Genomic DNA, 23,627 nt, shown 5'->3' with positions numbered 1-23,627 from the left:
GCGGTTAGCAATGGGCTGCATATCCCATAATCAGCGGCGTTCGCGAGTTAGCCTGACGCGATGGCCCATCCCGATGTTCAGCACGAACAACGGTTGACCGCCAAGGGGCGTGCCACCCGCGACAGGATTGTGCAGGCCGCAGCCCAGCTCATCGTCACCGAAGGCCTGTCGGCCGCCAACATGGACAATGTGCGTAAGGCCGCGTCGGTCAGCGGCTCTCAGCTCGCCCACTACTTCGCCGACAAGGGCGAATTGATTCGCGCGGTGATCAGACGCCAGATCGGCGTCGTTCTGGACTTCCATCGCCAGCCCACGCTCGGCGACCTGGACTCGTTCGACGACTTCGAGCGATGGATCGATCTGAACATGCGGTACCTGCGCCGGATCGGCACCTCCGGTGGCACACCGACCTACCATGCGCTGACCGCGCAGCTGGCCAAGTCCGACGACCAGACCCGCGCCACCTTGGCGGCGGGTTACTGGCAGTGGGTGGAGCTGCTCGAGCTCGCCATCCAACGGATGAAAGACACCAGGGTCCTGACCGCCGGCGCCAATCCACGGCAACTGGCGCTGGCCATCGTCTGCGCCCACCAGGGCGGCGGCACGTTGGCCTTCACCTATCGGGCGGCGTGGCCGCATGCCGATGCCACCCGGTTCGCGGTCAACTACCTGCGCATGTTTGCCGCCGATGCCGACGAACGCATGCCCCGGCCCGCGCGACGCCCGCGCGGACAGCGGGGAAAGTCAAGGGCAGCAACATGACTGAGGGAAGGCCTCGGTTCACCCGCAAGGGACAGGCAACGCGGGCGCGCATTGTCCAGGCCGCCGCCCGGTTGATGTTCCAGCGCGGCGTGGCCAACACCAGCATCGACGAGGTACGTAGCTCCGCCGGGGTGGGCGGGTCGCAGATGTCGCACTACTTCCACGACAAACGCGACCTGACCCGTGAGGTCATCGCCGCGCGACGCAATGAGGTCATCGAATTTCACACCCAACCCCGACTCGCAGGCCTCGACAGCATCGAGGCGCTGCAGGCCTGGGCCGACGCCTGCGTGGACAACATCGACACCGTGTATCGGCTGAACGGATGCGTCTACGGGTCACTGGCCGGCGAACTGATCGAGGCCGACGACGAAGTTCGCGACGACCTTGCGCACGGCTACGACCAATGGCTCGACCTGTTCCGCACCGGCATCGACGCGATGCGCCGGCGCGGCGATCTGCGCGCCGACGCGGACCCGCGACATCTGGCCGCCTCGCTGGTCGTCGCGCATCAAGGCGGCGCGATGATCACGCACGCCACCGGTGAGGCCGAACCGCTGCGGGTCGCCGTCAATGCCGCCGTCGACTATGTGCGTTCCTTCGAGGTCGATCAGCGGCGCCGAAAGCGATTGTCGCACAAGCGCAAATCCTGAACAACGCATCCTGACCCATGCACCGCTGCGCCCGGGCTGGACAATTTTGGGCTGAACGGCCCATAATAATGGGTCATACGGCCCAATATTATCGCGCGTCGATGTCCAACGTCTGACTGAAGATTGCAAAGAGGCATGTCATGACCACCACCAGCCATGCGACCGCACTGCCGACCGCTCCCGCAGTGGTACGCGAGCAACCCGGCGGGGACACGATGCGCGCGATCATCCTGACCGGGTTCGGAGGTCTAGACCGCCTGGTCCACACGGAGATCCCGAAACCACTGCCCAAGGTCGGCGAAGTAGTCGTCAAGGTCAAGGCCTTCGGCGTCAACCACGCCGAAATACACATGCGCCGCGGCGAGTGGGCCGAAGCGGCCGAAGTCAGCGGCATCGAATGCGTCGGCATCGTCGACTCGTGCCCGGGTGGCGAGTTCCCGGTCGGCGCCAAGGTCGCCGCACTGATGGGCGGCCTGGGCCGAACGGTGAACGGAAGCTATGCGGAATACACCCGGGTCCGCGCGGCAAACGTCACCCTGATGGAATCCGACCTGCCGTGGTCGCAACTGGCGGCCCTGCCGGAAACGTATGCGACGTCCTGGACTTGCCTGTTTCGCAATCTCAAACTGGAAGCCGGACAGACACTGCTGATCCGGGGCGCGACGTCGGCGCTGGGCCAGGCGGCCCTGAAGATGGCAGTCATCACCGGAGCCAACATCATCGCTACCGCGCGCAGCGAGCAGCGCTTTCCGATGCTGAAGCAACTCGGCGCCGCTCGCGCCGAATTGGAAAGGCCCGACCTCGCGGCTCACATCGCCGAGGCCAAACACATCGATGCGGTGCTCGACCTGGTCGGCAACAGCACCATCCTCGATTCCCTGGACATGCTGCGTGTAGGCGGCACCGCGTGTCTTGCCGGATGGCTGGGCGGACTCGCCCCGATCGGTGACTTCAACCCGCTGGCACGCATGGCCAGCGGCGTGAACTTCTCCTTCTTCGCCAGTCCCGTCTTTGGAAACCCGGGCTTCGAGGTGTCGAACATACCGCTGAGCGAGATCGCCCAGGAGGTCGCCGACGGCAAGCTCGACGCGAAGCCGGCGCGAGTCTTCTCGTTCAGCGAGATTCGCGAGGCGCACCGGGTGGCGGAGTCGGGAGAGGCCGGCGGAAAGATCGTCGTGGTGATGGACTAGCCGCGGACTGGACACCGATCAGGAGTTGGGAAAACATTGGGCATGCCGACGACGCCGTCTGTCCTCATTTTCGACGTGAACGAAACGTTGATCGATATCGATTCTCTCGCACCGCTTTTCGGGGAGTTGTTCGGTGACCAGCGGGTGCTTCGTGAGTGGTTCGGCCAGCTCGTCACGTACTCGATGACGGCCACGATGGCCGACTGCTATGTCGACTTCTTCACCCTCGGTCGCGGTGTACTGCACATGCTGGCGCACACGCACGGGGTGCAGGTCACCGACGCCGACGCGGGTCGCCTGCAAGAGCAGATGCGCACCATGCCGGCGCACCCCGACGCCGCAGAATCGCTGGCTACGCTGCGCGACAACGGTTTTCGGCTGGTGACGCTGACGAACTCACCACACCGGGCCGGTGTCGCGACGCCGCTGGACAATGCCGGGCTTGCGTCCCTTTTCGATCGACAGCTCAGCGTGGAATCGTGTCGCGCCTTCAAGCCGTCACCCCTGGTCTACCGGCACGCCTGCGAGGCACTCGGTGTGGCGCCCGCGGATTGCATGATGGTGGCCGCCCACGTATGGGATCTACTCGGCGCGCAGAATGTGGGGTTGAGCTCCGCGCTCGTCACCCGCCCGGGCAATTCCCCGCTGCGGGCCGAGGGACTGCCGCAGCCGACGATGGTGGTCGACGACCTGTACCAACTGGCCGGCCGGCTCGTCGCCGGGTCGAGCTGAGTCCCGCCATGCAGCGAGCCGGCGCCCGAATGACTCGCGTCATCGTTTGCCTCACCAGGGTTTTCACCATGTCACCGGCTAATCACCACATTGCGTCCAGCCGTTCGAGGGCCACGCAACACATTGAGACGAAACCGAACGAAAGGCGATTCCGACGATGGCATCCGATGCAGAATTCGACGTGGTGGTGCTCGGGGCCGGACCCATTGGTCAGAATGCCGCGGAGCGCGCCCGGGCCGCGGGCCTGCAGGTCGCGGTGGTGGAGCGCGAACTCGTCGGAGGTGAATGTTCCTACTGGGCCTGCGTACCCAGCAAAGCACTGTTGCGCCCGGTCCTGGCCCTGGCCGATGTCCGGCGCGTCGACGGCGCCCGCGAGGCGGTGACGGGGCCGATCGACCCATCCGGTGTGTTCGGGCGACGCAACCGCTATGTGACCAACTGGGACGACAGCGCCCAGGCCGACTGGGTGGCCGGAATCGGTGCCACGCTGGTGCGCGGGCACGGCCGGTTGGGCGGGGCGCGAGAAGTCACCGTGTCGGTGACCGGCGGCGAGAATGTCACGCTGCGTGCCCGGCACGCGGTCGTGATCTGCACCGGAAGTCGTTCCGCGCTGCCCGATCTTCCCGGCATCGTCGAGGCCCGGCCATGGACAAACCGTCAGGCAACCGACAGCAGCCACGTCCCGGGGCGCCTCGCGGTCGTCGGCGGCGGCGGAGTTGGGGTCGAGATGGCAACCGCGTGGCATGGCCTGGGTGCCTCGGTGACGCTGTTGGCTCGGGGATCGGGACTGCTGCCGAGGATGGAACCCTTTGTGGGCGAGTTGATCGGCCGGGGACTGCAAGACGCGGGTGTGGATCTGCGCCTCGGTGTATCTGTGCGGACACTTCGCCGGTCTGACCCGGCCGGACCGGTGACCCTCGAACTCGACGACAACACCGAATTGCAGTTCGACGAGGTGCTTTTCGCCACGGGCCGCGCACCGCTCACCGACGACATCGGCCTGGAAACGGTGGGCCTGGACCCGGGAAGCTGGCTCGACGTCGACGACACCTGCAGAGTGAAAGCCGTCTCGGACGGTTGGCTCTACGCGGCGGGCGACGTCAACCACCGCGCATTGCTGACGCATCAGGGCAAGTACCAAGGGCGCATCGCCGGCGCGGCGATCGGGGCCCGGGCCGCGGGCACACCGCTGGATACCGAGCCCTGGGGTACACATGCCACGACTGCCGATCATTTTGCGGTACCGCAAGCCTTCTTCACTGATCCCGAGGCGGCCGCCGTCGGCCTGACGGCTGAGCAGGCCGTGCAGGCCGGTCATCGGGTGCGCACCGTCGACATTGACATCGGTGAAGCCGTCATGGGCGCCAAACTTCACGCAGACGGCTATCGTGGCCGAGCGCGTATGGTGGTCGAGGAGGATCAGCGTTATTTGCTCGGGGTGACTTTGGTCGGTCCGGGTGCCACCGAAATGTTGCACTCTGCCACCATCGCCGTCGCCGGCCAGATTCCTATCGCTCGGCTCTGGCATGCGGTGCCATGCTTTCCGACGATCAGTGAACTTTGGCTGAGACTCCTTGAGGCTTACCGGGATTCGGACGACCGAGAGTAGCGACAGGAGCGCAGATGGCCACTGCTGACGGATTTCACCCAGACTTCGACGACGCCAAGCAGCAGGTGCCGCAGGGCCGGGTGCACCATATCAAGGCATCGGACATCAGTTCCGACACCGCACAATCGGAAGGACTGCGGCGCTTCGCGGCCCTGTCCGGTAAGTCGGTCGGCGCCGAGAAGCTGTGGATGGGTGAAACCCACGCGCTGCCCGAGACCGTCTCCTCCAACCATCATCACGGCGAGTCCGAGACCGCGATCTATGTGCGAAGCGGCCACCCGGAGTTCGTCTTTCACGACGGCGTCGACGAGGTGCGCATCACCGCCGCTCCCGGCGACTACGTCTTCATCCCGCCGTACCTGCCGCACCGAGAAGAGAATCCCGACCCGGACACGATTGCGGAGGTCGTGATCGCGCGCAGCAGCCAGGAGGCGATCGTGGTCAATCTGCCCGCGCTCTACCCGCTCGAAAGCGGTCAGTAGACCGCGATTTCGACCAGATTCCCGTCGATGTCCCGGCAGTAGTGTGAGGTCATCGGACCTAGCGCGCCGGTCTTGATGACCGGTCCCGCAGTGATCTCGACACCGCATGCCTGCAGGTGCGCACGCACCTCGTCGGGGCCGGCATCGGTGATGAAGCACAGGTCTTCGGAGCCCGCCGCTTCGACTGCCCCGGTCACCCAGTCCGGATCGTCGGCAAGCGCGCCGACCGGCCGCAGGTTGATCTTCTGATTTCCGAAGCTCAGCGCGGTACGACCGGACGGACCGAACGTCTCACGCGTCATGCCGAGCACTCGCTCGTACCACGCCGCGGTCGCCTCGATATCGTTGCAGTTGACCACAATGTGGTCGAACCGTTGCACCGCGAACCCCATCTTCAACCCTCCTAGCGCCACCTGAGAACGAGACTACTGATCGCGGCCGGCGCGAGCTGACTCCGCGGGGGCGGCGCCGACCTGAACGATTCAGTCGTATTCCGTTGCAGGGCAGTTCACTTCGCGTGACTGTATCGTTACATACTCAGCAAATTCTCACCAGTTTCTTTGCCGACACATCGCTCGACTCAAAGGGTCCGTAAAGCCGCAGGCCTCACCATTATTCTCATGACGACTGAGGCGTTGTCCGCCGACTTGATCGAACGCTACCTGTGCACCCGTGGCAGCCGCTATTTCCGCGGCCAGCACGACGGTGAATTCTTCTACGTCGCAAACACCCGCCCGCGACGGCTGCATGTCCACCTCGGGATCTCTCGTTGGCACCGCGACGAGTTCACGATTCAAGTCACGCCCGGGTGCTTCTTCCCCGCCGCCGACGGTGACGAGCTGGCAGAGCTTGCCGACTCGTGGAACCGGCGCAGCCGCGACGTCGTGGTGACCGTCCACGGGTCCTCCGATCCACAGCGGGTCGGCGTCCTGGCGCGCAGCTCCCGCAAAGTTCGGGAGCCCGTCGACTTCGACGACTTCGCGACCTACATCGACCACACCATCGCTGCCGCGATCGAGTTCTTCGCCGATGTGGACTCGGTCGCCGAATGCCCCTCGCAGCCGTTGGTGTTAGACGCCGGCTGAGCCGTCCGGCCGGGGCTCACCGAACTCGGCTCGGATCGCGCCCCACGGGTCCGCATGGCCGGCCGGTGATTTCCGGTATGCGCCGCGACGTTTGAGAACTTGGCGAACGATCGGAGAAAGCAGCCGCATCGGATAACGCTGCCAGCCCGCCGCCGCGCGCATCTCCGCCACCATGTCCGGCCAGGGGTGGCGTTGGAAGCGCAACGCCTGTTGCGCGCGGGCGGTATCCATCCAGTCGGTCACGTACCAGTCCTCGTCGCTGTCGGGGTCACCCGGGCGCCCTTCGGGCAGAACGTTGACCAGACCCCGCGAGGCCGCCAGCGTCTTGCCGACGTCGCACTGCCGCAGTAGATGCGACTCATCGCCGCCGATCAACAGGATCTCGCCGACCACGTCCGCGGTCGTCGCCGCAGAGAACGCGACCGCGACGTCGCGGACGTCGACGGTGTGAATGCGTCCGTCGGTCGGCAACGCGCTTTCCAGGAAGGGTGCGTCCAGGCTCAGCGGCATGGCACCCAGATCGACGCTCAGCACTCCGGCCAGCCGCAGGATCACCCATGGCAGGCCCGAGGTGCGGACCAGCTCCTCAGCCTCGACCTTGTGCGCGCCGTAGAGGTCCGACGGTCGCACCGGGGTGTCCGCCCGCAACCACTCGCGGTGCCGGCGCGGGTTGCGCGACCCGTGCACGGCGTTGCTCGAGGCCTGAACGAAACGCACCGGATGCCGGCAGGCCTCGGCCGCGCGCACTAGCGCTGCGGTCGCGTCGACGTTGACCCGCCTGGCCAGTTTCGGTTGCCGATAGATGCCGGGTGGAATGATCGCGGCCAGATGGATGATCACGGTCGGGGTGGTGTCGGCCACGAGGCGATCGACCTCGGCCGGGTCGGTCAGATCCGCCCACCGCACGGTGGCTGTATCGGATAACGACCGCGCCGCCCTGCGCTGTGCAGACGTGCCGAGATCGGTCGCGACGACGCGGTGGCCGTCGGCAACCAACTGGCGCACGGTCTGCGAGCCCACCAACCCGAAACCACCGGTAACCAGAACAACTTCGGCCATTTCCCCCCGATGCGTGGAATCCACAGCAAACGGATATGACATTCTCCCAGACAGAGAGTACCGTATGTCACACGCGGTGTGCCCAGGGGGAACGGCCTCGCGCTGGCAACTAATAGCAAGAACACAACCGCGGGGGAATCGCGATGGGCGACGCCGACGAAGACGGCCTCGAAACCGCCAAATGGGATCCGGCGTTCACGCAACAGGTGCGCAACACCGTCGGCCCGGCGGTCAATCGCTGGTTTCGGGCCGAAGTCCGAAACCTGGACAACATTCCGCCGGCCGGTGGGGCGCTGGTGGTTTCTAACCACTCCGGCGGCATCTTCACGCCCGACGTACTGATCTTCTCGTCAGCCTTCTACGACAAATTCGGTTACGACCGGCCGGTGTACACCCTGGCCCACTACGGCGTATTCCTCGGGCCGCTGGACGGCTGGCTACGCCGGGTGGGAGTTATCGAAGCCAGCCGCGAAAATGCTGCCACCGCACTGCATTCGGGCGCGGTCGTGTTGGTCTTTCCGGGCGGTGACTACGACTCCTATCGGCCCACACTGAGCGCGAACACCATCGACTTCAACGGGCGCACCGGCTATGTGCGCACCGCCATCGAAGCCGCAGTGCCGATCGTGCCGACCGTCTCGATCGGCGCCCAAGAGACCCAGCTGTTCCTGACCCGCGGCAACTGGCTGGCCCGCAAGCTCGGAATCACCAAGGCCCGCATGGACATTCTGCCGGTCAGCTTCGGGTTCCCGTTCGGGCTGAGCGTCATCTTTCCGCCGAACCTGCCGTTGCCCTCCAAGATCGTCACCGACGTGCTCGAGCCGATCGACGTCGTCGCCGAGTTCGGTAAAGACCCTGATATCGACGAGGTCGACGCCCACGTGCGCTCGGTGATGGAAGCCGCGCTCAAGCGGCTGGCCGCCCAGCGCCGTTTCCCCATCCTGGGCTAGCCGGCTAATGCTTCAGGTGGCCGCGATCCACAACGACCTGACTGCCCGACATGTTCGCGGACCCGTCTCCGGCGAGCCAGGCGACGACATCCGACACGTCCTCGGGTGCCAGGAATTCCTCTGGAGTGCCCGGCGCACGAAACGGCATCGGGGAGAAGCTATGGAAGTAGGCCGGGTGCTCGGCGAGGAACGTCAGCATCTCCTCGGAGCTTCCCATCGGTGTGGTCACCGCGTACGGGTGGACGGAATTGACCCGGATGCCGTACTCCCCCAATTCCACCGCCAACGAATTGGTCAGCCCGACCAAGCCGTGTTTGGACGCGGAGTAATGCCCGTTACCGGGTGTGGCCTTCAGGCCGGTGGTCGAGCTGATGATGATGATCGACCCGCCGTTGCCGAGCCTTATCATCGCCGGCACCGCGGCGCGCAAGGTGCGCCAGGTGCCACTCAGATTGACGTCGATCACGGTGTCCCATTCGTCTTCGGACAGCTCCCACAACCGGCCGAAGCTCAGCACACCGGCATTGGCGACGACGACATCGAGTCTGCCGAATTGATCGATCGCATCGGCAATCAGCTGCTCCTGGTCGGCCAGATTGCGGATATCGATTTCGCGAACCAGTGCCTTTCGCCCCGAATTCTCCACTGCCCGAGCCGTTTCCACCAGTTCGTCGGAAGTAGCGGCCGGGTAGCGGATGGTGGTGGAAACGGGAGCGCACACATCCACGGCGATGATATCCGCGCCTTCGTCGGCAAGCCGAAGGGCATGCGCGCGTCCCTGCCCGCGCGCCGCCCCGGTGACCAGCGCGACCCGGCCCTGCAGGCCAGTACTTGTTGGGATCACTGGCTTCCTCCCCAGATCGCCGAAAACTTCTGTGGCCGTGTGTGGTCCAAGCGACTTCGACGCCTCCCCCCGGCACGGCCCCCTCGATCGTGCGCCTGCGCACGGACCCCGACAACGACTCCTCTCCTACCAGGAGGGAGGCGGTGTCTCTCAGCGGCACGCATCGATCGTTGTCTTCAGGTCGCGCCGACACGGCGAGGTGACGTATGAAAAGACTCAATGGCATGGATGCCATGCTGCTCTACAGCGAGACGCCGAACCTGCACACGCACACGCTGAAAGTCGCGATACTCGACCCGTCCGACTTCGACGGTGAATTCAACTTCGAGGCCTTCCGCCTGCACGTGCGCCGTCGGCTGCACCTGTTGGAACCGTTGCGCTACAAGCTCGTCGACATCCCCGGCCAACTTCACCACCCGATGTGGCAAGAGAATTGCGACGTCGACCTGGACTACCACGTGCGCCGCGTGCGGGTGCCCGCCCCGGGCGGGCGGCGCGAACTGGACGATGTCATCGGGCGGGTGGCGTCCACGCCGCTGGACCGCAGCCGCCCGCTATGGGAGTTCCATTGCGCCGAGGGGCTTGCCGAAGGCCGATTCGCGTTGATCGCGAAGGTGCACCACGCGTTGGCCGACGGCGTCGCCTCGGTCAACCTGCTGGCACGTGCGATGGATCTCAAGGGTCCGGTGCAAGACGAGCGCGACAACGACGAGGCGGGCAGCACGGCGACGAAGGGTGATCTGCTGTGGGCGGCCGCGAGAGACCATGTCCGCCAGATTGTGGAGCTGCCCGGACTGATCAAGGACGCCGCGGTGGGCATGAGCCGGGTGCGGCGCCGGTCCAAAGAACGCGGGGATCACCCGGATCTGGCCGATGCCTTCGCCGCACCGTCGACCTTCCTCAACCACGTGGTGTCCCCACAACGCCGCTTCGCCAGCGTGACGCTGCCATTAGCCGAGGTGAAGGCGACCGCCAAGGCCTTGGGCAGCACGGTCAACGACATGGTCCTGGCCATAGCCACCGGCGGATTGCGCATGCTGCTGTTGCGCTACGACGGCCAAGCGCAGCGCCCGATCATTGCTTCGGTGCCCACGGCCACCGACAAGTCGGACCGCATCACCGGTAACGAGATCAGCGGTCTGATGATTTCGCTGCCGGTCCACATCGCCGATCCCGCCGAGCGGGCGCGGCTGGTCTCACTGGCGACGCGGATCGCCAAGGAAGACCTCGAAATCATGGGTCCCGAACTCTACGGCCGGATGATGGCCTATCTGCCGACGGCATTCGCCCCGGCCGCGTTCCGGTGGCTCGGCCGCCACGACGTGCCGAACAGGCTGATGAACGTGGCGGTCTCGAGCGTGGTGGGGCCGCGTGAGCGCGGCCATTTCGGTGGCGCCGCCGTCACGGAGATCTACTCCACCGGGGTGCTATCGCCGGGCGCGCCGGTCAATATCACCGTGTGGAGCTACGTCGACAGCCTAGGGATCGCGGTACTCACCGATGATCAGACGTTCGAAGACCCGCATGAAGCGACCGACGCCATGGCCCAAGCCTTCATCGAATTGCGCAGTGCCGCAGGACTTCCCGCGCAAAATATGTCAAGCGGCGAGCACGGCGTCCAGCGCTGAATAGAACAAACCCAGCCCGTCATCGGAGGGGCCCGTCAACGCTTCGATGGCATGTTCGGGGTGTGGCATCAGCCCGACAACGCGGCCGTTGGCCGAGCTGATGCCGGCGATGCCGCGCATCGAGCCGTTGATGTTCTCGTGGTATCGAAACACGACCCTTCCCTCGCCCTCGAGCTCGTCGAGCACGTTCTCCGGCGCCACGTAGCGGCCCTCGCCCGATTTCAGCGGGACCAGCAGGTCGGCGTCGGGTTCGAAGCGCGACGTCCACGCCGTCGAGTTGGATGCCACCCGAAGCCACACGTCGCGGCAGATGAAGTGCAGACCCGCGTTGCGGGTCAACACCCCGGGCAACAGGCGGGTCTCGCACAGCACCTGAAAACCGTTGCAAATCCCCAATACCGGCATACCGCGAGCCGCCGCATAGACCACTTCCGACATCACCGGGGCGAAGCGAGCGATCGCGCCGGCCCGCAGGTAGTCGCCGTAGGAGAACCCACCCGGCACCACGACCGCATCGACCGACTTGAGGTCGGCGTCGGCGTGCCACAGGCTCACCGGCTGGGCGCCGACGCGGCGCACCGCACGAGCGGCGTCCACGTCGTCCAGCGTGCCGGGAAAGGTGATGACGCCGATCCGCGCCGTCATAGCACTTCCCGGCTGATCGTCCAGTCCTCGATCACGGTGTTGGCCAACAGTGACTCTGCGATCTCGGCGAGCACCGAATCGTCGACGGTATCGTCGACCTCGAGCTCAAACCTCTTGCCCTGACGGACATCTGAGATCCCGTGATGTCCGAGTCGGCCCAGCGCGCCGACAATCGCCTGACCCTGCGGATCGAGAATCTCCGCTTTGGGCATCACATGAACGATCACCCGCGCCACCGGCGTTCCTCCTGACGAGTCGCTGTCGGCGCCAACTCTACCGGCGGCCGTTGCCGGACGCGGCTCACGGGCACGAGGCGATATACGCCTCGCACAGCGGGGCCGTCATGGAGTCCAGTACCTGGTTGTCCGCCATCGAGGGCCACGGCGCCTGCGGCGGGGCGGTAGACCACAGCGTCAGCTCGCTGATCGTGCTGCTCGCGACGTGTGCGACCAGGTAGGTATGCATCACCACGGGCCCGCTGATCACTGCGGCCATCCGGTTCGGTTCGTCGGTCGTGATCGACGGTGACTGCAGCGGCGCGCCCAGCTGGCAGCCGCGCAGCACCGCGACGGCATGGCCGAACACCGAGGAGGCGATCGCGCCGCCACGGGCGGTATCACCGCGCCAGTGCACGATCTGGGCCTTCAGCTGCCACTGGCCGTCCGGATGGTCCACGCTCGCGCGGGCCGCCACCGCCGAGGCGCGCGGGTCCTGCGCCAACGGCTGCGTGGCGCACAGCTCCTCGAACCTGAACCGCGGCCCGTTGCCCGCCCCGGTCACCTGCACCGCCAGGCCCGCCAGCGCGGGCCAGTTGTAGGCGGAGTTCAGCGGCACGGCGCGCTGCTGTATCCACGCGGTGGCCGGGATCTGGTCACAGGTCGGCGGACAGGCCTCCGGTTCGGCCGAGGCCGGGACCACGAAGATGAGGGCGGCCACCAGGCCGCCGGCGACCAGTATCGTCGCGAAAACTACCCGCACACGACCACCCCCGTCAGGGCACAATCGTAGGCATGCAACTGACGCATTTCGGGCATTCCTGCCTACTTGCCGAGTTCGATCACACTAGCGTGCTCTTTGACCCCGGAACCTTCGCGCATGGCTTCGAGGGCATCACCGGCCTGGACGCCATTCTGATCACACACCAGCATCCGGATCATGTCGACCCGGCGCGACTGCCGGCGCTGATCGAGGCCAACCCCGGTGCGGCCCTTTACACTGACTCGCAGACCGCGGCGCAGCTCGACGCGCCCTTCCAGGTGGTGCACGCCGGCGACGAGCTGACGGTCGGTGAACTGAGGATTCGGGCGCTCGGCGGAAAGCATGCGGTGATTCACCCGGAAATCCCTGTGATAGAGAACCTTTCGTATTTGGTCGACGACGGCGACCACCGCGCGCGGTTGATGCATCCCGGTGACGCCCTGTTCGTGCCCGACGAGCCGGTCGATGTATTGGCCGCACCGGCGGCCGCGCCGTGGATGAAGATCTCCGAGGCGATCGATTACCTGCGCGCGGTGTCCCCGACCCGGGCGGTGCCCATCCACCAGGGCATCGTCGCCCCCGAGGCGCGGGGTATCTACTACGGCCGCTTCACCGAGATGACCGACACCGACTTCCAGGTGCTGCCGGAGGAAAGCGCGGTCACCTTCTGACGTCCGCGGCTCCGAGCGTCACGCCAGCGCGACGTTCGCGGTTCACCGTCACTCTGGCGTGACATTCGGCGAGTGACGCTCGCGCGCTAGCTGATGTCGTCGGCGGCACCGCGACCGGCGGCGCGGCCGCTGAAGATGCAGCCGCCCAGGAAGGTGCCCTCCAGGGCGCGGTAACCGTGCACACCGCCGCCGCCGAACCCGGCCACCTCGCCGGCCGCGTACAGTCCGGTCAGCGGGGTGCCGCCGTCGGTGAGGACTCGCCCACCCAGGTCGGTCTCGATGCCGCCCAACGTCTTTCGCGTCAGGATGTGCAATTTGACCGCGATCATCGGCCCGGCTTTCGGATCGGTCAACCGGTGCGGTGCCACCACTCGGCCCAGCCGGTCGCCCAGATACCCGCGGGCGGCGCGGATCGCGGTGATCTGACCGTCTTTGGTGAATTTGTTGGCGACCTCACGATCGCGGGCGGTCACCTCCGCCTCCACCGTGGCATAGTCCAGCGGGGCCACGTCGGGCAGCTTGTTCATGCCGGTTACCAACTCGCCCAACGTATCCGCGCTGACGAAGTCCACACCCCGATCGATGAACGCCTGGACCGGTCCGGGCGGCCCAGAGCTGGCCCGATTGCGCACCAGCTCGCGCACGCTCTGCCCGGTCAGATCCGGGTTCTGCTCCTGCCCGGACAGGGCGAATTCCTTCTCAATGATTTTGGCGTTCAGGATAAACCAGGTGTAGTCGTACCCGGATTTAGTGATGTATTCCAGCGTGCCCAGCGTGTCGAACCCGGGATACAGCGGAACCGGCAACCGGTTGCCGGCCGCGTCCAGCCACAGCGACGAGGGGCCCGGGATGATCCGGATGCCGTGCAGCGGCCAGATCGGGTCGTAGTTCGTGATGCCCTCGGTGTAGTGCCACATCCGGTCGGGGTTGATCACGCGGGCCCCAGCCCGCTGAGAAATGCCGATCATCCTGCCGTCCACGTGGGCCGGCACGCCGCTCAGCATCTGCTCGGGCACGCGACCCATTCGCTTCGGCCAATTCTTGCGCACCAGATCGTGGTTGCCGCCGATCCCGCCGCTGGTGACGATCACCGCGGACGCACGAAACTCGAATTGCCCCAAAGCCTTTCGCGAGGACGACACGCCGCGAGGTTCGGTCGAAGGCTCGAGCACGGTACCCCGGACACCGGTCACCGCACCGGCCTCGACGATCAATTCGTCGACTTGGTGCCGGTGCGCGAAGCGGACCGTGGAGCGATCCCGCAGTTGCCGCGCGAAGATGTCGACCAGGGCCGGGCCGGTGCCCCAGGTGATGTGGAACCTGGGCACCGAGTTGCCATGCCCCTGCGCGTTGTAGCCGCCGCGCTCGGCCCAGCCGACCAATGGAAATAGTTTCAGGCCCCGTTCGCGCAGCCAACTGCGCTTCTCCCCGGCCGCGAAATCCACGTAGGCATGCGCCCACTGCCGTGGCCAGTAGTCCTCTTCGCGATCGAAAGCCGCTGTGCCCAACCAGTCCTGCAACGCGAGCTCGTGACTGTCCCGAATGCCCAGCCGGCGCTGCTCGGGGCTGTCGACGAAGAACAGACCACCGAACGACCAGAAGGCCTGACCCCCGAGGTTGGCGCTGTTCTCCTGATCAAGGACCAGCACCCGCAAGCCGCGGTCCACCAACTCGCAGGCGGCCACCAACCCGGAGAGGCCGGCCCCGACAACAATCGCGTCAGCGGCGAAGCCGGCTGCCGAAGAATCGCCCATGTCGGATCAGGGTAGTGCCCGGGCCGCAGCGATTAATCAGATGGCTTAGGTCAGGCCGCGTCGAGAATCGCCTTGTCGGGCCGCCAGCGGTAGACCGTCGGCGTGCACCCGTGCATCGAAGCGAGGTCGACGGCGTCCAGCATCGCCTGCAACGGCCCCGGCTTGCGCAACTGGCGAGCCGCAACCGCGACCCGCACGATGCCGCCGCGACGGGCGATCCGCTCGGAGGACAGCACCACCATGCGGCACCACCACGGCTCGGTGAGGAATCCTTCTCCGATGCCCAGTACCCGGGTGCGCACGGTGGCGTGACGGACCAGGTCGGTGATCCCGTGCAGATCGGCCAACAACCGGAAACCGTTGCCCGGCAATGCCGTAACCACGCCCGGCGAGACGGTCCAGCCCGGTGCGGCGAAGAGCCGGGTACGCAGTCCGAGGTGTTCGAGCACCCGGTCGGCGGCCATCAGCCGCAGGTTGGCCTCGTGTGCCCGCAGGATGGCGAACTCCCCACGCCGCTTCTTGGTGGCGGCGTCGTCATAGCCGTGCAGCACGATGGCGTCGCCGCCGGCGCGCCGGGCGGTCAGCCATTCGACGGTGCGCGGATCGTGGTCCAGCCGATAGTCACCGGACAGCCGCGGAGCGACCAGCAACGAAACCGGCACCTTGCGGGAATCCATTTGTGCGCAGAACGCCTCGACGTCGTCCAGGGTGCGCTCGCCTATCCCTGAAACCGAGACGATCAGTTTTCCAGACACAACCGCAGTTTGACGAGCGCAGGTGTCGGGATGGTGAAGGACACGCAGACTACAGGCGTATATCGACGCGTATGCCAGATGTCACTCGCGGCCCCGATACGGCTTTCGCCGCAACGTAGTTGGGCCGTTTACGTGATGTCCGCCACCCGGCGTTGCACGCTGGCGCACGGACCGCGCGGCCGACTCGTCGTGAGCAAACGCGGACCAGCGTCGCGATCGCAAAACGATTCGATATGCTAAGCAACGCCATGGAGAAGGCCCGTTCTGCAGCGGGCGACGCCGCGCTGCCCACCGCCCCCGCCGGGCTGCTGGGCGCCGAGGAACGTGTTTACCCGGACAAACTAGACGCCCCGCTGCTTCGGATTTCCGGTGTGTGTCTGCTGGCCACCATCATGGCGATCCTGGATGTCACCGTCGTCACCGTCGCCCAACGCACCTTCATCGCCGAGTTCGGGTCCAGCCAGGCTGTCGTCGCGTGGACGATGACCGGCTACACGCTCGGGTTGGCAACCGTGATCCCACTGACCGGCTGGGCGGCCGACCGGTTCGGCACCAAACGGCTCTTCATGGGCTCGGTGGTGGCGTTCGTGCTGGGCTCGCTGCTGTGCGCGCTGGCATCAACGATATTGCAGCTCATCATATTTCGCGTCGTGCAGGGCATCAGTGGCGGCATGCTGATGCCGCTCGGATTCATGATCATGACGCGCGAAGCCGGCCCAGGGCGACTGGGTCGCCTGATGTCGATATTGAGCATTCCGATGTTGCTCGCCCCGATCGCCGGCCCGATCCTGGGCGGTTGGCTGATCGACACTTCGAGTTGGAAGTGGATCTTCCTGATCAATCTGCCGGTCGGGCTCGCCACGTTCATCCTCGCCTGGATCGTGTTCCCGCGCGATCACCCGACGCGCTCGGAAACGTTCGACGTCATCGGCGGGCTGTTGCTCTCACCCGGGTTGGCGACGTTCCTGTTCGCGGTGTCGTCGATCCCGCGCTGCGGAACGGTCGCCGACCGTCGCGTCCTGATACCCGCGGTCATCGGCCTGACGTTGATCGCCGCGTTCGTGGTGCACGCATTGCGCCGCGCCGATCATCCCCTCATCGATCTGCATCTGTTCCAGAACCCGGTCCTCACCCGGGCCAACGTGACGATGTTGCTGTTCGCCGGCGCATTCTTCGGCGCCGGTCTACTGCTGCCGAGTTATTTCCAGCAGGTGCTACACCAGACGCCGATGCAAGCCGGGGTGCACCTGATCCCGCAGGGACTCGGCGCCATGCTGACGATGCGATTGGCCGGTCCGCTCGTGGATCGACATGGGCCGGGCAAATACGTGCTGGCCGGCATCGCGATGATCATCGCCGGCCTGGGCACGTTCGCTATCGGTGTGGCCAGACATGCCGGATATGCACCCACCCTGCTGATCGCGCTGACGATCATGGGACTGGGGATGGGATGCACGATGATGCCGCTGTCGGTGGCTTCGGTGCAGGCCTTGGCGCCGCACCAAATCGCCCGCGGCACCACGCTGATGAGCGTCAGCCACCAGGTGGGCGGCTCGGTGGGAACCGCGCTGATGGCCATGATCCTGACCGACCAATTCGACCGGAGCCCCGACATCGTCGCGGCGAACAAACTTGCGGCGCTACAGCAGCAGGCAGCGATCAGCGGCGTGCCGGTCGATCCGTCACAGATACCACATCAGTCACTCGCACCCGGATTTTCGGCCAATCTCTTGCATGACCTTTCGCAGGCCTATACGTCGGTATTCGTGGTCGCGGTGATATTGGTTGCTTTTACCATCATCCCGGCGTCGTTTCTGCCCAAAAAGCCCGCCGTCCAAACTGCCGCCGAATAGCCTCAATCGGCCTGTCGAGCAGCACCGATACCACCTTTGCACGATCTCGTGAAAATGCTGCTGTCGCACTGATTGGGGACGGGTCGAATTCGTCCGCGCGGGTGTCGAGACGATGACCGCCGAGCCTTCGGCAAGGTCGGATCGCGGCCCGTGGGCCCGGGCTTAACGGGTCGGTAATACCGGCAAAGCGACCAAATGGCGCGGTCGTCTCGTTATGCTCGGCCGTATGCTCAGCGACGCTATGGAAGGCGCGCGTTCCGCAGCCCCCAACGTCGCGATCCCCCTCGCCTCCGCCGGACACAGCGCCGCGGCAGGCCGCGACTACCCCGACAAGCTCGACGCCAAGCTGATGCGCGTCGTCTTCATCTGCGGGCTGGCCGCCGTGATGGCGGTGCTCGACAGCACCGTCGTCGCGGTCGCTCAAGGCACCTTCGTCACACAGTTCAATTCCACCCAGGCCGTCGTCTCCTGGACCGTGGCGGCCTACATGCTCGCGTTCGCGACCGTCATCCCGGTGACCGGTTGGGCGGCGGACAGATTCGGCACCAAACGGCTCTTCATCGGCTCGGTCCTGGTGTTCATGCTGGGCTCGTTGCTGTGCGCGATATCGCCAACCATCTTGCTGCTCATCGTCTTTCGAGTGGTTCAAGGTATCGGCGGCGGCATGTTGATGCCGCTGAGCTTCGTGATCCTGACTCATGAGGCGGGCCCGAAGCGCGTCGGTCGGCTCATGGCGATCGGGGGAATTCCAATCCTGCTCGGCCCGATCGGCGGGCCCATCCTGGGCGGCTGGCTGGTCGGCGCCTACGGCTGGCAGTGGATCTTCCTGATCAACCTACCCATCGGCCTGGTCGCGATCGTCCTCGCGGCAATCACCTTTCCGAAGGATCGCCCGGCCCCGGCGGAAAAGCTCGACATCGTCAGCGTGCTGCTGCTGCCGCCGGGTGTCACGCTCTTTTTGGCCGGGGTCTCATCGATCCCGGCAAAGGGCACAGTGGGCAATCCCGCCGTGTTGGTGCCGACGATTATGGGTTTTCTGCTGGTCGCGGCATTCGTCCTGCACTCCTTCCGCACCGACCATCCGCTGATCGACCTCCGCCTTTTCAAGAACCGCGTGGTCACCCAGGCCAATCTCGCCCTGCTGGTATTCGGTGCCCCGTTTGTCGGGCTGGGACTGCTGGTACCGAGTTACTTCCAGGTGGTGATGCACCAAACACCGATGCACTCCGGGATGTATTTGGCCCCGGTCGGCCTGGGTGCGGTGCTGACGATGCCGCTGGCCGGGGCGTTCATGGACAAACGCGGACCCGGCCTGATGGTGCTGATCGGCCTTCCCACGATGGCGGTGGGTCTGGGCATCTTCACCTATGGCGTCGCCACGGAGGCCGCGTACAACCCGACGCTGCTGATCGGGCTGGCCATCATGGGCCTGGGAGTCGGCTGCACCACGACGCCGCTGTCGGCGGCGGTCCTGCAGGCGCTGGCCCCGCATCAGGTCGCGCGCGGCACCACGCTGGTGACGGTCAACCAACAGGTGAGCGGTTCGATCGGCGCCGCGTTGCTGGGCGTGATCCTCACGCAGCTGTTCAACCACAACGAAACCCTGGTGACGGCAAATAAGCTCGTCGCGGCCCAACAGCAGGCCAGCGGGCAACGCATGCCGATCGAAGCCTCATCATCGGCATGGAAAACCATGGGCCCCGAGTTCGCGACCAACGTGACGCACGGCCTCTCCCACGCGTATACAGCGGTCTTCGTGGTGGCCGTCGCGATGGTGGTGCTGACGATCATCCCGGCCGCGTTTCTGCCGATGCGGCGCCCGGAGCCGGCGCAAGACCCCGAGCCGGCCGAAGCGCCGGCCGACTGATCCCCGCTCAACCCTCGAACAGCATCGTCGCGATCCGCAGCACGGTCTCCATTGGGTCGGCCTGCTTGACCTGAGCATTGACCGCATCGTTGAGCCAAAGCGTCGAAAACCCATGCACCAGTGACCATGCCGCCAACTGGGCACCCGCGGGGTCAGCCTGCGCGTGGGCGTCGCGCAGTGTTGCCACACCGCGCGACAGCTCGCCGGCCGCAGCGGCCTCCGCGGCGGCAAGTTCGGTGTCCGCGACGTCCAGCAGCGACTTGTTGAACATCACCTGATAGTGGCCGGGATGGTCGATCGCGAACCGCACATAGGCCAACGCCGCATCGGCGAAGTGACCCCGCGCAGCGGTCAACGCCTCGGCCAGCAGCCGAAACCCCTGCGCGGCCAGCGCGGTGAACAGCCCACGGCGATCGACGAAGTGGTGGGCCGGTGCGGCATGTGACACACCCGCGCCGCGGGCCAGCTCGCGCAACGACACTCCGGCTGCGCCACGCTCGGCCACCAGGCGCGCTGCCTCGCTGAGGATCACCGCGCGCAGGTCACCGTGGTGGTAAGTCGGACGGTCCATAGCAGCCATGGGGCCAGCATACCGAGCCATCTTGACAGTGACTAGATATCGGCCTAGCTTGAATCATCGATCTTGTCGGTGTCTAGATTGGATGGTGGGATGGCTCCCCTGATCACTCTGCTGTTGGGCGGCGTCACCGCCTGGATCACCGGCTTGCTCGGTGTCGATTACCTCGCCGGGTGGACCGCGGCCATCGCCGTCGGACTGGCCGCGATGTTTGTTCTGACCGGAATCGCCCATTTCGCGCCGCCGCTGCGCCGCGACCTGATCGCGATCGTGCCGCCGCGGCTGCCCGCGCCCGGCCTGCTCGTCACCGTCACCGGTGTGCTGGAGTTGCTGGGCGCGGCGGGACTGCTGCTTCCCACCACCCGGGCGGCGGCGGCACTGTGCCTCCTGCTGCTGATGCTGGCCATGTTCCCGGCCAACATCTACGCGTCCCGGATGCCCAATCCGCCCGAGTCGATGACGACTCGGCTACCCGTGCGCATCGCCACCGAGATCGTCTTCCTCGCCGCCGCCGTAGCGGTCGCCGTCGGCAGCAGCTAGCAGCCACGCGTATTGAAATGCGGTCTCCTGCCAGCCCCGGTAGCGACCACTGACGCCGCCGTGACCCGCCGCCATCTGCGTCTTGAGCAGCACCGGGTTGCCGTCGGCATTGGCATGACGCAGCGCCGCAACCCATTTGGCCGGCTCCACGTAGTAGACCCTGGTGTCGTTCAGCGAGGTCATCGCCAAAATGGCGGGATACTTCTTCGTCTCGACATTCTCATAGGGCGAGTAAGACTTCATGTACGCGTAAACTTCGCTGTCGCTCAAGGGATTTCCCCATTCGTCCCACTCGGTGACGGTGAGCGGCAGCGAAGGATCCAGGATCGTGGTCAGCGGGTCGACGAACGGGACCTGCGCGAGGATCCCGGCGAACAGATCCGGCGCCAGGTTGGCCACCGCTCCCATCAGCAGCCCACCCGCACTGCCGCCCAAGGCCACCAGCTGCTGCGGGCGCGTGACTCCCGAATCCACCAAATGCTGTGCGGCCGCCACGAAGTCGGTGAAGGTGTTCTTCTTCTCCAGCAGCTTTCCGTGCTCGTACCACAACCGGCCCATCTCTCCCCCGCCGCGGACGTGGGCGATGACGAACACCATGCCCCGGTCCAGCAGCGACAATCGCGCGATGGAAAAGGTTGGATCCGTGCATATCTCGTAGGCGCCATATCCGTAGATAAGGGTGGGCGCCGGGAATTCAAGGCCGGCGCGGTGCACGATCGAAACCGGGATGCGGGTGCCGTCGGAGGCGACCGCCCAGTCCCGCCGCTCGACGTAGTCGCTCGGCTGGTAGTCACCGAGTACGGGTTGCTCACGCAACAAGGTGCGCTCGCCGGTACCCAGGTCGATGTCGTAGACCCGCAGTGGCGTGACGAGGGACCCCGCCCTGATTCGCAGCTTGGGCGAAACCCAGTTCGGATTGCCGCCCAGGCCCGACGACATCAGCTCAGAATCGAAGGCGATCTCCTCGGGTTCGCCGTATTCGCCATCAGAACCGATGGGCCACAACTGGATTCGTGGCAATGCCGCACGCCGGTAACTGACCACCAGGTGACCGGCAAAGGCGTCCGCGGCTTCGAGCCGAACGTCGTCGCGGTGCGCAACCAGGGTGCGCTGTTGCGTCGGATCGCTGACCGGGGCCTCGGTGAGCGTGAAGTTCACCGCGCCGTCATTGTGCAGGATCAGGAAGCGATCCTGGCCCCCGACCACCGCATGCTCCACCGAGTATTCGACACCTTCACGGCGCGGCAGCACGACGGTGAACTCCGCCTGCGGGTCCGCGGCATCGGCGTAGCGCACCTCGGATGTGATCGATGAACCCGAGGCGATGAACACGTACGCCTCGCTTCGGCTCAGTCCCGCCCCAAGCCAAAACCGCTCGTCTGCTTCGTGATACACCAGTTCCGAGGGCTCCCCCGAGCCAAGCCGATACCGCCACACCTTGTCCGGGCGGTGGGCGTCGTCCAGGGTCAGGTAGTACACGGTGCGGTTGTCGGCCGCCCAGGTCACTCCGCCCGCGATGTCGGCGATTTCGTCCGGATACTTCTCGCCGGTCCGTAAGTCCTTGAACCGCAGCGTGTACCGTTCGTCCCCGATGACGTCGACGGAATAAGCGAGCAGATTGGCGTCCAGGCTGACCAGTGCGGCACCCAGGGCGAAGAAGTCGTGCCCGTCGGCCTCTTCATTTGAATCAAGCAGTACCTGCTCGCCTGGTATTTCGGTGTTCTCATCCAGAACCGGCGGGTCCCAGTCGTCGGGGTCTGATACCGGACAACGACATTGGACGCGATACTGCTTTCCCTCGAAGGTGCGCGAGTAGTACCACCAGTCACCCTGCCTGGTCGGCACCGACAAGTCGGTTTCCTTGGTCCGCGCCTTGATCTCGTCGAAGATCTTCTGCCGCAGCGGCTCCAGGTGGGCAAGGGCCTGGTCGACGTAGTCGTTCTCGGCCTCGAGATAAGAAATGACTTCGGGATTCGACTTCTCGCGCAGCCACTCGTAGGGGTCGACGAACACATCGCCGTGGTGCTCGCGTGTGGTGTCGATCCGTTTCGCGACAGGTGGGGTGCCGGCCGCAGTCATGCGGCCGGTCCGATCCAGTCGCCGAAGCTCAAGCCGGAAATCCGTTCGTAGGCATTGACATAACGGTCGCGTGTGGCGGCGATGATGTCATCCGGCAGCGGCGGTGGCGGTTCCGTGCCGTGCCGGTCCCAGCCGGACGCGGGGCTGGTGAGCCAATTGCGGACGAACTGCTTGTCGAAACTGGTCTGAACCACCCCGACGCGGTAATCCTCGGCAGGCCAGTACCGCGACGAGTCCGGGGTGAAGATCTCGTCGGCCAGCAGCAGGTTGCCGTCCCGGTCGGTGCCGAATTCGAACTTGGTGTCGGCGATGATGATTCCCCTCGTCAATGCATGATCGGCGGCCTGCACATAGATCTGCAACGTGCGGTCACGTAGTTGGTTGGCACGTACCGCACCCACCATCTCGATCACCCGGTCAAAGGTGATGTTCTCGTCGTGATCGCCCAGCGCGGCTTTGGTCGCCGGGGTGAACAGCGGCTGGCTGAACTTGCTGGCCTCCACCAGCCCAGGCGGCAGCGCGATGCCGCAGACCTTGCCGGTCGCCTGATAGTCCAGCAGTCCCGAGCCGGTGAGATACCCGCGGGCCACACATTCGACCGGCATCATCTCGAGCTGGCGCACCACCAGCGCACGGCCCAGCACCTCGTCCGGAATGCGCGGGTCGTCGGGCGGTCCGGCCAAGTGGTTGGGTGCCTCGACGAGGCCGAAGAAGAACACACTCATCGCGGTCAGGATGCGGCCCTTGTCCGGAATCGTGCTGTCCAGGACGAAGTCGTACGCCGAGATGCGGTCGCTGGCGACCAGCAACAGGTGCTCTTCGTCGACGCGATACAGCTCGCGGACCTTGCCGCTGGCCAGATGCTGGTAGTCGGACAGTGCAGGGCGCATCGGGCCAGCCTATCGGGAAGCCCA

The 23,627-nt window shown here is 65.7% G+C and carries 23 protein-coding genes and 1 pseudogene; 13 read left to right on the top strand and 11 right to left on the bottom strand.

Going from position 1 to position 23,627, the window contains the following annotated elements; all coding sequences use genetic code 11:
• Positions 1–60 precede the first annotated feature (60 nt).
• The 6 genes from ACAG21_RS04730 (at position 61) to ACAG21_RS04705 (ending at position 5,428) form a co-directional block, all read left to right on the top strand.
• Positions 61–762, top strand: a complete 702-nt coding sequence (locus ACAG21_RS04730) for a TetR/AcrR family transcriptional regulator (RefSeq protein ID WP_370494833.1) — start codon at positions 61–63, stop codon at positions 760–762.
• Positions 759–1,415: a TetR/AcrR family transcriptional regulator gene (locus tag ACAG21_RS04725; protein WP_370494832.1), complete on the top strand. Its 657-nt coding sequence runs from the start codon at positions 759–761 to the stop codon at positions 1,413–1,415. Before ACAG21_RS04730 ends, ACAG21_RS04725 begins: the two co-directional genes overlap by 4 nt.
• Before the next feature lie 140 nt (positions 1,416–1,555).
• On the top strand, positions 1,556–2,605 hold the full coding sequence (locus tag ACAG21_RS04720; protein ID WP_370494831.1) for a zinc-binding dehydrogenase: 1,050 nt from the start codon (positions 1,556–1,558) through the stop codon (positions 2,603–2,605).
• Positions 2,606–2,647: 42 nt separating this feature from the next.
• A complete protein-coding gene (locus ACAG21_RS04715) occupies positions 2,648–3,337 on the top strand; it encodes a haloacid dehalogenase type II (protein WP_370494830.1) in 690 nt (229 codons plus the stop codon).
• 157 nt (positions 3,338–3,494) lie between these two features.
• The gene (locus ACAG21_RS04710; RefSeq protein ID WP_370494829.1) at positions 3,495–4,946 is read left to right on the top strand and encodes an NAD(P)/FAD-dependent oxidoreductase; all 1,452 of its coding nucleotides are present in this window, start codon (positions 3,495–3,497) and stop codon (positions 4,944–4,946) included.
• A 14-nt stretch (positions 4,947–4,960) separates the two neighbouring features.
• On the top strand, positions 4,961–5,428 hold the full coding sequence (locus tag ACAG21_RS04705) for a cupin domain-containing protein (RefSeq protein WP_370494828.1): 468 nt from the start codon (positions 4,961–4,963) through the stop codon (positions 5,426–5,428).
• On the opposite strand, the gene ACAG21_RS04700 is transcribed toward ACAG21_RS04705, so the two are convergent.
• Complete coding sequence (locus tag ACAG21_RS04700; protein ID WP_370494827.1) at positions 5,422–5,820, bottom strand: VOC family protein; 399 nt, start codon at positions 5,818–5,820, stop codon at positions 5,422–5,424. The genes ACAG21_RS04705 and ACAG21_RS04700 overlap by 7 nt on opposite strands.
• A gap of 228 nt (positions 5,821–6,048) precedes the next feature.
• Here ACAG21_RS04700 and ACAG21_RS04695 point away from each other — a divergent pair, with 228 nt between their 5' ends.
• On the top strand, positions 6,049–6,513 hold the full coding sequence (locus ACAG21_RS04695; RefSeq protein WP_342929010.1) for a hypothetical protein: 465 nt from the start codon (positions 6,049–6,051) through the stop codon (positions 6,511–6,513).
• Here ACAG21_RS04695 and ACAG21_RS04690 read toward each other — a convergent pair.
• Positions 6,499–7,572, bottom strand: a complete 1,074-nt coding sequence (locus tag ACAG21_RS04690) for an NAD-dependent epimerase/dehydratase family protein (RefSeq protein WP_370494826.1) — start codon at positions 7,570–7,572, stop codon at positions 6,499–6,501. The two genes, ACAG21_RS04695 and ACAG21_RS04690, sit on opposite strands and share 15 nt — an antisense overlap.
• Before the next feature lie 143 nt (positions 7,573–7,715).
• On the opposite strand from ACAG21_RS04690, the gene ACAG21_RS04685 reads away from it, so the two are divergent.
• Complete coding sequence (locus ACAG21_RS04685) at positions 7,716–8,522, top strand: lysophospholipid acyltransferase family protein (protein ID WP_370494825.1); 807 nt, start codon at positions 7,716–7,718, stop codon at positions 8,520–8,522.
• 4 nt (positions 8,523–8,526) lie between these two features.
• Here ACAG21_RS04685 and ACAG21_RS04680 read toward each other — a convergent pair whose 3' ends face one another.
• Positions 8,527–9,366: a mycofactocin-coupled SDR family oxidoreductase gene (locus ACAG21_RS04680; RefSeq protein ID WP_370494824.1), complete on the bottom strand. Its 840-nt coding sequence runs from the start codon at positions 9,364–9,366 to the stop codon at positions 8,527–8,529.
• A gap of 206 nt (positions 9,367–9,572) precedes the next feature.
• Between ACAG21_RS04680 and ACAG21_RS04675 the strand changes: the two genes are divergently transcribed.
• Positions 9,573–10,994: a wax ester/triacylglycerol synthase family O-acyltransferase gene (locus ACAG21_RS04675; RefSeq protein WP_370494823.1), complete on the top strand. Its 1,422-nt coding sequence runs from the start codon at positions 9,573–9,575 to the stop codon at positions 10,992–10,994.
• Here the strand turns inward: ACAG21_RS04675 and purQ are convergent.
• The 3 genes and pseudogenes from purQ to ACAG21_RS04660 all read right to left on the bottom strand — a co-directional run bounded on the left by purQ (position 10,965) and on the right by ACAG21_RS04660 (position 12,673).
• Positions 10,965–11,639, bottom strand: a complete 675-nt coding sequence (gene purQ, locus ACAG21_RS04670; protein WP_370494822.1) for a phosphoribosylformylglycinamidine synthase subunit PurQ — start codon at positions 11,637–11,639, stop codon at positions 10,965–10,967. The genes ACAG21_RS04675 and purQ overlap by 30 nt on opposite strands.
• A complete protein-coding gene (purS, locus tag ACAG21_RS04665) occupies positions 11,636–11,875 on the bottom strand; it encodes a phosphoribosylformylglycinamidine synthase subunit PurS (protein WP_370494821.1) in 240 nt (79 codons plus the stop codon). Before purS ends, purQ begins: the two co-directional genes overlap by 4 nt.
• Positions 11,876–11,939: 64 nt before the next feature.
• Positions 11,940–12,673, bottom strand: a pseudogene (locus ACAG21_RS04660) (ATPase).
• Between ACAG21_RS04660 and ACAG21_RS04655 the strand changes: the two are divergent.
• Positions 12,650–13,288, top strand: a complete 639-nt coding sequence (locus tag ACAG21_RS04655; protein ID WP_370494820.1) for an MBL fold metallo-hydrolase — start codon at positions 12,650–12,652, stop codon at positions 13,286–13,288. The pseudogene ACAG21_RS04660 and the gene ACAG21_RS04655 overlap by 24 nt on opposite strands.
• An 86-nt stretch (positions 13,289–13,374) precedes the next feature.
• Here ACAG21_RS04655 and ACAG21_RS04650 read toward each other — a convergent pair whose 3' ends face one another.
• Entirely contained in the window at positions 13,375–15,042 is a 1,668-nt protein-coding gene (locus ACAG21_RS04650) for an FAD-binding dehydrogenase (RefSeq protein ID WP_370494819.1), read from the bottom strand.
• Positions 15,043–15,092: 50 nt separating this feature from the next.
• Complete coding sequence (locus ACAG21_RS04645; protein WP_370494818.1) at positions 15,093–15,797, bottom strand: DUF2334 domain-containing protein; 705 nt, start codon at positions 15,795–15,797, stop codon at positions 15,093–15,095.
• Positions 15,798–16,030: 233 nt separating this feature from the next.
• Between ACAG21_RS04645 and ACAG21_RS04640 the strand changes: the two genes are divergently transcribed.
• Together ACAG21_RS04640 and ACAG21_RS04635 are read left to right on the top strand one after the other, a co-directional pair.
• Positions 16,031–17,650, top strand: a complete 1,620-nt coding sequence (locus ACAG21_RS04640; RefSeq protein WP_370494817.1) for a DHA2 family efflux MFS transporter permease subunit — start codon at positions 16,031–16,033, stop codon at positions 17,648–17,650.
• A gap of 226 nt (positions 17,651–17,876) precedes the next feature.
• On the top strand, positions 17,877–19,517 hold the full coding sequence (locus ACAG21_RS04635; protein WP_370494816.1) for a DHA2 family efflux MFS transporter permease subunit: 1,641 nt from the start codon (positions 17,877–17,879) through the stop codon (positions 19,515–19,517).
• Positions 19,518–19,524: 7 nt separating this feature from the next.
• On the opposite strand, the gene ACAG21_RS04630 is transcribed toward ACAG21_RS04635, so the two are convergent.
• Positions 19,525–20,088 carry a TetR/AcrR family transcriptional regulator gene (locus ACAG21_RS04630; protein WP_370495036.1) on the bottom strand — a complete coding sequence of 188 codons (564 nt, stop codon included), beginning with the start codon at positions 20,086–20,088 and terminating at the stop codon, positions 19,525–19,527.
• Between the two features lie 99 nt (positions 20,089–20,187).
• On the opposite strand from ACAG21_RS04630, the gene ACAG21_RS04625 reads away from it, so the two are divergent.
• Positions 20,188–20,634, top strand: a complete 447-nt coding sequence (locus ACAG21_RS04625) for a hypothetical protein (protein ID WP_370494815.1) — start codon at positions 20,188–20,190, stop codon at positions 20,632–20,634.
• Here ACAG21_RS04625 and ACAG21_RS04620 read toward each other — a convergent pair.
• A complete protein-coding gene (locus ACAG21_RS04620; protein ID WP_370494814.1) occupies positions 20,563–22,713 on the bottom strand; it encodes a S9 family peptidase in 2,151 nt (716 codons plus the stop codon). The two genes, ACAG21_RS04625 and ACAG21_RS04620, sit on opposite strands and share 72 nt — an antisense overlap.
• Complete coding sequence (locus ACAG21_RS04615; RefSeq protein ID WP_370494813.1) at positions 22,710–23,603, bottom strand: phosphoribosylaminoimidazolesuccinocarboxamide synthase; 894 nt, start codon at positions 23,601–23,603, stop codon at positions 22,710–22,712. The genes ACAG21_RS04620 and ACAG21_RS04615 overlap by 4 nt, the downstream gene beginning before the upstream one ends.
• Positions 23,604–23,627 lie beyond the last annotated feature (24 nt).

Source organism: Mycobacterium sp. pR1184, assembly GCF_041287235.1.
Lineage (GTDB): Bacteria > Actinomycetota > Actinomycetes > Mycobacteriales > Mycobacteriaceae > Mycobacterium.
This window is presented reverse-complemented; position numbering and strand designations above follow the sequence as displayed.